Origin of the sequence: Pseudomonas amygdali, assembly GCF_002699855.1 — a bacterium.
Taxonomy (GTDB): Bacteria; Pseudomonadota; Gammaproteobacteria; order Pseudomonadales; family Pseudomonadaceae; genus Aquipseudomonas; species Aquipseudomonas amygdali.
This window is the reverse complement of sequence record NZ_LKBW01000087.1, coordinates 1-8,106: the sequence shown is the minus strand read 5'-3', so window position 1 is coordinate 8,106 and position 8,106 is coordinate 1. Positions and strand designations below refer to the sequence as shown.

Below are 8,106 nucleotides of genomic sequence, written 5' to 3'. Positions count from 1 at the left end.
AAGCCGTTGACGATAGCGGTGTGACCCTCCAGCCTGAATGCATTAGGAACATAAGCGCCGACATTCTCGGAAACGTACAGGATGGGAAGTCGGCCATGATCCGTTGCACGGGCCGCAAAGTACGAATGAATGACACCGGCGCGCTGTTCGCTGACGGGATCGTCACGTGAGAAGAGGACAACCCAGGGACTCCAGCGGCTTTCGAGTGCGCAGTCAGCCAGGTCCACGGGAAGGTTATGTTCACGTAGGTCCAGGGCGCGAAACACCATCAGTGTCTCGTGTAGCTCCAATTCGGTTGCAGCCTTGAATAACGCCGTGTCCTGAATCGCTGCTGCGGTGCTTTCTATCAGGATCAAGCCAGTCCTTGCCATTGCGCTCATTCGCTCCAGGAGCAGAATCAGTGCAGGCCGCAGTGCGTGTTGCTGCTGCCCGATGAACACCAGTGGACCGACATCAGCAAAATCCAGGTCCAGGCGAAAAAGGGTATCCAGTACGGCCTGGTGAGCGTCGCTCCGCCCCGTGAGTGTCCAGAACGGATTGCGCCGGTTCATGCCCAGCCGATCTGAGAGGGCATCAAGACTGGCAAGGGAGGTGAAGCCTCGCGAAACTGCCATAGCCTGCTGGCACACAGCGAGCGAGTGCTCTGTGCCAAAGACCTGCTGTGATTTCTTCTGGAGGCGCTTGGCGTCGCGCTTGAGCGAGGTGAGATTACGAACAGCTTGCAGGGTTAAAAGGCGACTCAGTGAAGTGCTCATGGGGTTCCTTTGCGCCATATGCGGTGACGCCTTCTGGTTCGATGGCTGTGAACGGATGAGGCGTAGCTCAACCGGACAAAGCGCTGGATAACGCGTTTACAGCCCACTCAGGACAAGATCGAGAGCTGGGCTTGGCGGGGTCATTCAGCCATGAACGCACAGCACGAACAGAGCAAGGTCTTTGAGTGTGTTGGCAGATCAATGCCGCGCTATCTGCCAGGGTTAATCCATGGGCGTCTAATAGCTTTTGATATCTAGTGCGAGTATCAGTCGGTGTTGTCATATGCAGCCTTTTGGGTCTTGAAGAGGCGGACAGGCACGTTTGTCACAGTGCGTTTCTACCAACGGGAGCATTAGCAAGGGGTCGGGCGCAGTCGGCCCAGCACGCGCAGGATTTCGTTTTCAAAGGCGACTTTTGCTTCGAGGTCGCCCAGCTGCGTATGCCGTTCTGCCACGCACCTCAGCAAGCCAGGCAGGTGACCGTGCCGGGGCAACTCCTGGCCGTTCGTGACCCGATAGCCTTTGTGATACGCCGTCGCGATGTAGCCCTGCGTCTCCAGCGAACGCAGGGCTTCGCGCACCGGCATCCGGCTGACCTGGAAGGCATTGGCAATGGCTTGCTGCGTGAGCCGTTCACCCGGTTCAAGTCGTCCGTCCATGATGGCTGCGCGCAGCGCTTCTTCAATGGTCTCGCGGGGCAGCGCTATAGGCTGTGCCAGACCGTGGGCCAGGTGCTCAAGCACCTGCTGAGCGTGCAGTTTTTGCGCTCGGTGGTTAATCATGTCCTTCACCTCTTTAACGGATGCAAACTGACCCCTGCGCCGTAGCGCTGGGCTCAGCGCTGCACATGATTGAGGGATTGTGATGCGTATCAGGAACCGCTTGAGAGCCCCGAAGAGCGGGGCGGGGCGGGTCGATCATCAGGCTGGCTTTCTTGCCAGTGGCCGCATATTCCTGCCAATGCGCGATAGCCTGTGCCTGCATATGGCGTGGGTAGCGAGTGCGAACATCGCCCTGTGCCGTGTGAAGAATGACTAGATATTCCATCGACATGCCCCTTGGACTTTGCGTCTTGATGGGGCAATTGTGAAGTATATTTCCCAAAAGATAAAGAAATATATTTCTATTTTAGGATTGCCGGGAGCGCCATCACGGCATCGTCGTAGTACCTGGGCCGGTCTCCATCCGCAATGATCTGATGCACTCGGCGTTTGCTCATGGCCCAGCGTACGGCCAGCAGCTCAGGCTCCCAGCCTCTACGTTTGATTTCAGCCTTGAAGGCTTCTGGTGCCATCGGCACAAGCTCTTTGACTTCCAATTGGATTATCCGGATGAGAAATATGCTTCCATAGTAGTGGCTCACTGAAGGTGCGTCGAATGGTTTCTGGCAACCACCTCCAGGCAAGGAGGTGGTTTACCCAGACGGCTCAGTCCATGCTCATGCCGTCTTCTTCATCAGGCGATGACAGCTCCGGTGTGCCTGCTGCTGCGGCCTGCCCCTTGGGCGTGGTCTGAGCCACTTCCCGCTCAGGCGCGGTCGGCTGCGCAGACCATTCGCGGCGGTTGACCGTTTTGTCCGTCACAGTGCCATCCTCTTCGATGACCTGTACCACGACAGGCCGGGTGCCCAGGTCTTCTAACCGCACCTGGTCGCCTTGTTTCAGATCTGAATCGTTCATGGCCTCTTCCAGCCCTACGCCCCACACCGTGCGGGGCTTACCGCCCTCGGGCTTGAGCGTCACGAAGTAGCTCATCTGGTTGTCGTCATTGTGCTGATACGGTGCTTCCCCATGCTCGATCAGCGTGCCCTCGATGACTTTGCCCCTGACCGGGGCTGTCTGGCCCGTTGCTGGTTGAGGTGTCGGAAACAGACGCTCTTCCACCTCATTGACTATCTGGGCAGCCATCGCCGTCAGGTGGTCCAGGTCATCGACCAACTTAGGTGAGTTTTCGATTTGCTTGTAAGCAGCGACAATGCTGGCTTTGAACGCTTCACGATAGCTGTCGTTTTCCATGTAAGCCGTCAGCATGGCAGCGGCTTCTGAGTTTTCGATTTGCTTGTAAGCAGCGACAATGCTGGCTTTGAACGCTTCACGATAGCTGTCGTTTTCCATGTAAGCCGTCAGCATGGCAGCGGCTTCAGGGGTCTTGTCATTCGTCGCAATGATCCAGACGGCATGGTCTTCACCTCGCAAGCCCATGACCGTATCCGAGGCCCTGACATCTGCTTCGGACATCGGGAAATCCCGACGCCATTGCGCTTCAAGCCTGACCAGCTCGCTGGGGCTCTGCAGATCCGGGTCGTTGGCCTGAGCAGGCTTCGCGGCTTCTGGGCTCACCGGTTCAGGCGCAGCGTCTGAAGGCGTTGGCACGTTGGCCTGCGCTTCAGACGTTGCCGTTGCTGCAACATCCGCCGCCGGTTGCGCACGCTGCGCCTGCCATTGCGCAAACGCCTGGTCGCCTTTGGGCTCGCCACGCTCTGGAATGCCCAGGGTGATGGCCACCGTCTCCACGAACGCAATGCGCTCCGGCTCGGGAACAGTGTCAAGCTGGACGGCAAGCGCCTGGCTAACCTGCTCAGCGGTCTTTCCTTCTCCATACAGCGCCTCGATGCGCACCGTAACGCCCATCCGATCCGCCTGGTCGCGAACATCCCGTGTGGCGTCATCAACGTGCCGAGGCAAGTCGGTGGCAGGACCAATGCTCTGGCCACCGCGTTCGATGTCCAGCTCTGCACGGCGGTCCGCCAGGCTTTGGTTCATGGCCTTGTCAGTGAAATGCACATCCAGGCCATTCTTGGCCACGGCCTCGATCACCAGCTTTTTGAATTCAGCAGTGCCGGTGATCGTCAGTGTGCTGCCGAACCTTTCCCGGGCCAGCTGGAGGGCCACGGACACCCCGGATTCGGTAATCCCCGTGCGACGCATAGAGATTGTTTTGCCCGTGTCCACAAACAAGGTCTTGTCGGTCTGCTTGTCCAGGTAATGCACGTTCTGGCTGAACTTGGCTTTGCGCGTGTAAAGGTCCTTGGCGCTAAGGTCACGCGCGCGCTGACTGGCGGCGGCGGGGTCAACCTGACTGGCAAAGCGATCCATGACCCGCTTCACCCGCTCACGCACGCCTTCAGGGCCTGGGCCCCTCGCGCCGCTGATGCTGAAGCCTGGGTCTTCCCTTTCTTCATCAAGAAGATTGCGTATGGCTGCACTGCCCATGAAATTCACCTCGGTGTTGGGTTGGGGTTTATGGAACTGTTCACGCGCTTTAAGCCGTTCGAAGGTCAGCACGGAAACCAGCTGCGCCTTGTCCTGGCGGGTTAAGCGTTGATCGGAGAACACGGCGCGCCTGAGCGCGAAAAACTGCTGATCGATCCGGCGTATGGCCCGGCGATGAGCCGGGGCAATCAGGTTGTGCTGCGCTTCCCGCGTGAAGTACGCAGCCACCGTCGAGGACTGCCTGTTAACGGTCAGGGCCTTGATCGAGGCGCGCTTGAACACCAGCGCCTTGTCTGCGGGCCGCTTGAGCGGATCGAACAGCATCCGGGCGCGCTGCTCGATGTCAGCCACCGTCGCGACCCGATGCGGGTTCTTGGCGTAGGGCGGGACGACAGAGCCAGGCCGCCATTGGCGGGGAGGGCGAGGCTTGCCTGGAGCCCTGGGCCTACGCCCGACAGAAGATCGTCCAGACGTAGTCGTTGCAGTCGCCGGAGTATTGGAAGGTGTTGAAGGTGATCGGTAGAACACCAGCGCGTTGTCAGAAGGCTTCTTGAGCGGATCAAAAAGGCGTCGGCCTCGCTCCTCGATGTCAGCGATGGTCGCGACGCGGTGCGGGTTCTTGGCATACGGCGGGACTACGCGTCCAGTTCGTACTCGGGCGTTTCGGGGCTTTCCAGCTCCGGTCCGGCGTCGGCCTGTAGCGCCTGCTGGCGTTGCTGTTCCCGTTGCTTCCTGAGAAACGGCGGCAGGGCCGCTTCCTCCTCTTCCTCGCTCAGCTGTGGACCTGCTCCCTCTTCCTCGTCCTCCTCCTGGTACAGATGGTCGCAATCCAGAATCTCCTCCTGGTTGCGACTGTCCCACGTGAAGGTGTGCATCACGGGGCAGTAGCAACGAACCGTCACGGCTTCGGGCCGGGCCGGTTTGCCGGTGATCTGCCACATTGCTGACGGACAGGTCTTGCAGGCCATCGGCAGGTGCGGCAGTGCGTCGCCCCGCAGTTTCAGCAGGACTTCGCTGGTGATCTCTCTGTCGTTGCCCGGTGTGTACGTTGTCATAGGATTCTCCATAAGTTTGATAAAATCTGGCTTCGCGTTCGGCCAGTAGCCGAACACGATCTTCAGGGGAGGCTTCGGAATACGCTTTGCGAAACTTGGGGGTAGCCTTGTTGACGTACTTGATTTCCTTTGCGCGCTGCGGCCAGGCGAGCAAGCGTTCCTGAATCACACTGGCCTCAAGCGGTGGTTTCTTCAGTTCACGCCTGACAATGAAGTCATCCTGAAAGATGGTGTCTTTCAGGTTGGTGCCCTTTGCGTCACCCGGCAATTTGACCGAAATGTATTCAGTGTCCTTACCTTCATTACGGATGCGTGTTTCACCGTGCTCAGCCACTAGGGCATAAAAATCGGCGCGTGAAGTCACGCCACGTTCAATAACCTGCTTGACCAGCTCCTGCTTGAACTGGCGGTTCTTACCGTAGAAGTCATCGCCTTTATAGCGAGACAAGACACTGGCCGCATCGGTGATGTCCGCACGCACATTCTCACGCGGCGAAGACAGGCCATACTTCTGGTTAATGTGCTCCTGAATAGCTTCAAAGTACTTCTCATGATTCTTGTACACATCAACCGGATTGGCCTCATTGCCACTGAGCAAGTTGATACGCGGAATGATGATATGAATGTGAGGCTTGCGGTCAATCACCTCGCCGGTTTTCCTATCAGTGACCGTCTTCTTTTTTGGCAAGTGCGCTTCGGCATACAGATTGAATTCTTCAGGCTTGTACGCATGCATAAAGAAGTTCTTGAAGTCGGTCGTCACTGCCTTGAGCAATTCAGGTGACACCGTGTCCTCTTTGAAGCTTAGCGTGAACGTAAGGTAGCGATCTTGGCCATGGTCCGGGATACTTTCGTAGATAGCTCTAGTAACACTGAGCTGCCCCTCAATGATCAAACGATGGTCCAATTCATCACGTGTAAACTCTCGGCCCGACTTGTTACCTTGTTCTAAATACTCCTGCGCTCCGGTGTTATAGCCACTGACTCTAATCAGCATATTCTATACCTGCTAATAAAATCGTCTCGATGACCATCAGCGTTTCAAACCACTTGTCTCTCACACTGTCGGTGATAATGCCCCTGTCACTCGCCGCTTTTGCAATGTAAGCCAACTGAGAAATATTGTTACCGGCTTTATTGACGATAAATACAATTCGTTTCCTAAACCCGGTAAACTCTCTAAACACAGGAGCTTTATTTAAAATCAGCTCCCTGAAAAAGGCTGATGCAGAACAGCCCGCCCGTTTGATCATGTCATCAAACTGGGCCATTTCGTCTTGGGTGAGTCGAAAGCGGATGATGTGAACTTTTTTGCCGGATTCGTTAGGTGAGCCACGGTTGCCGTTATGGACTGACCTCGACGGTTTTGGCGGGGCAGTCTCGGGCAAAACCGTGAGCAACAGCTGTTGAATAGCGTTCAGCTTATTAAGCCAGTGGAGATACTGCTTTTGATAAAGCGTGCCGTTATAGGGTGCCGAGTTAGCGGAGTAAGCAACTCGGTTTAGAGCATGTCCGGACTTTTCAAATACCTGCTGCATCCGCTTCTTGTCGATTGCGGACTGCTCGAAGGTAGGCGAGCGGCTGATCACCAGGTCACGAAAGAACCGGGCTGGCTTCAGGCCGGATTGCGCGATGGGCTCGGCAAACCGAGCGAACTGTTCATCCGTGAAACGGCATGACACGGCGCATGACTTGTTAACTTTTTCGGCCACAAGATCACCTCCTGGGGGCACCTGGAATGACGACAACCAACAACGACAACAACAACGCTTTCCCGCTCTGCGGGGTTTCAAAGGGGTATCCCCTTTGGCACGTCGATTGGATACGAAAAAGGCGAAGCTCTTTTTTGTAGACAATCGGTAACGTGCCTGTTTAGCGAATTCGAGATTTTGGGTCAGACCCAAGATTGTCTCTGAATGTCTCTCAGTGACACAAAGTGTCTCTGTGTGTCACTAAAGTGAAAGGAGTGACTCTAAATGTCTCTACTTGACTTTGAGTGTCTCTAAATGTCACAAAGCGTCTCTACGCATGGGTATGTGCTCTCAAGCTCCGATGAGAGCACCGAAAGGAGAAGAAAATGGACGACTGGCGCAGCAAACCAAGAACAGGCAAGAGCCAAGTAACACCATGGCTGCAACAGATTCAGGCACGCATCGATATGGGGGCCACGATGAAGCAGGCCTACGACGAGCTGATGTCGAATGAGTCCATTTCGCTTGGGTACCGCCAGTTTGTTAGGTACGTCCACACGCTGACATCCAACACACAAGCCACAACACAGAAGACAACGGACAAGCAAACCGCTATAGCTGAGGAACATGCGAAAACGCCCCCTGAGCCAAAAAAAGCAGACAACCAGAGAACACCGATGACACCCGCTGACTTTCGAAAGATCAGGGAAGACTTCGATAGAATGGACTTGAATGCACTTGTTTCAGGCAAGGGGCTGATATTCGACGAAAAATGAACAGCGCGTATGAGCTAGTTTCTATACTTTTCTTGGATACCTGTAGGAATTTTTTCCAACAAAGCGCGTTGTTCTTTATATTCTTGATAGAACCACTTGTTGGTTTCATTAACGTCTTGGCTTTCAATAGCGATCCAGGTCATGCCACCGATCATCATAGCTGCCATCACGACTAATCCTGCAAGCATCATATGGTTAAATCGAGTGGCTTGCGTATCTCTGAGATTTCCAGACAACGCAGACACACGATTTTCCAGTTTTTCAATCTTGACCGTCGCACGATTGAGTGCAGGCTCGAAAGCATTAGCAAGACTGTCATGGATGGCCTCAGAAAGCTTGATCCCGACATCTAGACCAGCCTTGGTCGTGGTGGCTTGAATCAATTCTTTAGTGCTTTCCTGGAGAAACAATGCGGTGTCTTCTGCATCTTCAACAGCATCAGCGACAATTCTTAACGAATCATCCATTGAAAGCTCAAGCAACCTGGGTATGTTTTTGATACTGTCGTGCAAGTGACCCACGTCACTTAGTGTCAACGCCAACTAAAAAGTGACCCCCTTCCGTGCTAAATCGCCAACTTAGTTTTGACCCCCCTCGGGTTCATATTTTCGAGCCGG

The 8,106-nt window shown here is 55.2% G+C and carries 10 protein-coding genes; 3 read left to right on the top strand and 7 right to left on the bottom strand.

The features are described 5' to 3' along the window. The coding region (locus tag AO277_RS08475) for a hypothetical protein (protein WP_099258911.1) at positions 1 to 755 on the bottom strand (755 nt) is incomplete at its 3' end. Between the two features lie 353 nt (positions 756 to 1,108). After that, positions 1,109 to 1,537, bottom strand: coding sequence for a GntR family transcriptional regulator (locus tag AO277_RS08465; protein ID WP_044320207.1), 429 nt, complete (start codon positions 1,535 to 1,537; stop codon positions 1,109 to 1,111). Positions 1,538 to 1,637: 100 nt separating this feature from the next. Between AO277_RS08465 and AO277_RS28430 the strand changes: the two genes are divergently transcribed. Continuing rightward, positions 1,638 to 1,793: a hypothetical protein gene (locus AO277_RS28430; protein WP_180273431.1), complete on the top strand. Its 156-nt coding sequence runs from the start codon at positions 1,638 to 1,640 to the stop codon at positions 1,791 to 1,793. Between the two features lie 85 nt (positions 1,794 to 1,878). Here the strand turns inward: AO277_RS28430 and AO277_RS08455 are convergent, their stop codons facing one another. The 3 genes from AO277_RS08455 to AO277_RS29010 all read right to left on the bottom strand — a co-directional run bounded on the left by AO277_RS08455 (position 1,879) and on the right by AO277_RS29010 (position 5,022). Further along, positions 1,879 to 2,049 (bottom strand): hypothetical protein, encoded by a 171-nt coding sequence (locus AO277_RS08455; protein WP_004667949.1) that lies wholly within the window; start codon positions 2,047 to 2,049, stop codon positions 1,879 to 1,881. Positions 2,050 to 2,182: 133 nt separating this feature from the next. Beyond that, positions 2,183 to 4,318: an LPD7 domain-containing protein gene (locus tag AO277_RS29015; RefSeq protein ID WP_306599792.1), complete on the bottom strand. Its 2,136-nt coding sequence runs from the start codon at positions 4,316 to 4,318 to the stop codon at positions 2,183 to 2,185. 284 nt (positions 4,319 to 4,602) lie between these two features. Beyond that, the gene (locus AO277_RS29010) at positions 4,603 to 5,022 is read right to left on the bottom strand and encodes a hypothetical protein (protein WP_044320121.1); all 420 of its coding nucleotides are present in this window, start codon (positions 5,020 to 5,022) and stop codon (positions 4,603 to 4,605) included. Positions 5,023 to 5,572: 550 nt separating this feature from the next. Between AO277_RS29010 and AO277_RS29655 the strand changes: the two genes are divergently transcribed. Continuing rightward, positions 5,573 to 5,806, top strand: coding sequence for a hypothetical protein (locus tag AO277_RS29655; RefSeq protein ID WP_044320120.1), 234 nt, complete (start codon positions 5,573 to 5,575; stop codon positions 5,804 to 5,806). 202 nt (positions 5,807 to 6,008) lie between these two features. Here the strand turns inward: AO277_RS29655 and AO277_RS08445 are convergent, their stop codons facing one another. Further along, positions 6,009 to 6,734 (bottom strand): plasmid mobilization protein, encoded by a 726-nt coding sequence (locus tag AO277_RS08445; protein WP_044320119.1) that lies wholly within the window; start codon positions 6,732 to 6,734, stop codon positions 6,009 to 6,011. Positions 6,735 to 7,099: 365 nt separating this feature from the next. On the opposite strand from AO277_RS08445, the gene AO277_RS08440 reads away from it, so the two are divergent. After that, a complete protein-coding gene (locus AO277_RS08440) occupies positions 7,100 to 7,489 on the top strand; it encodes a hypothetical protein (protein WP_020304529.1) in 390 nt (129 codons plus the stop codon). Between the two features lie 14 nt (positions 7,490 to 7,503). Here AO277_RS08440 and AO277_RS08435 read toward each other — a convergent pair whose 3' ends face one another. Further along, positions 7,504 to 7,956: a hypothetical protein gene (locus AO277_RS08435; RefSeq protein ID WP_236691312.1), complete on the bottom strand. Its 453-nt coding sequence runs from the start codon at positions 7,954 to 7,956 to the stop codon at positions 7,504 to 7,506. Positions 7,957 to 8,106 lie beyond the last annotated feature (150 nt).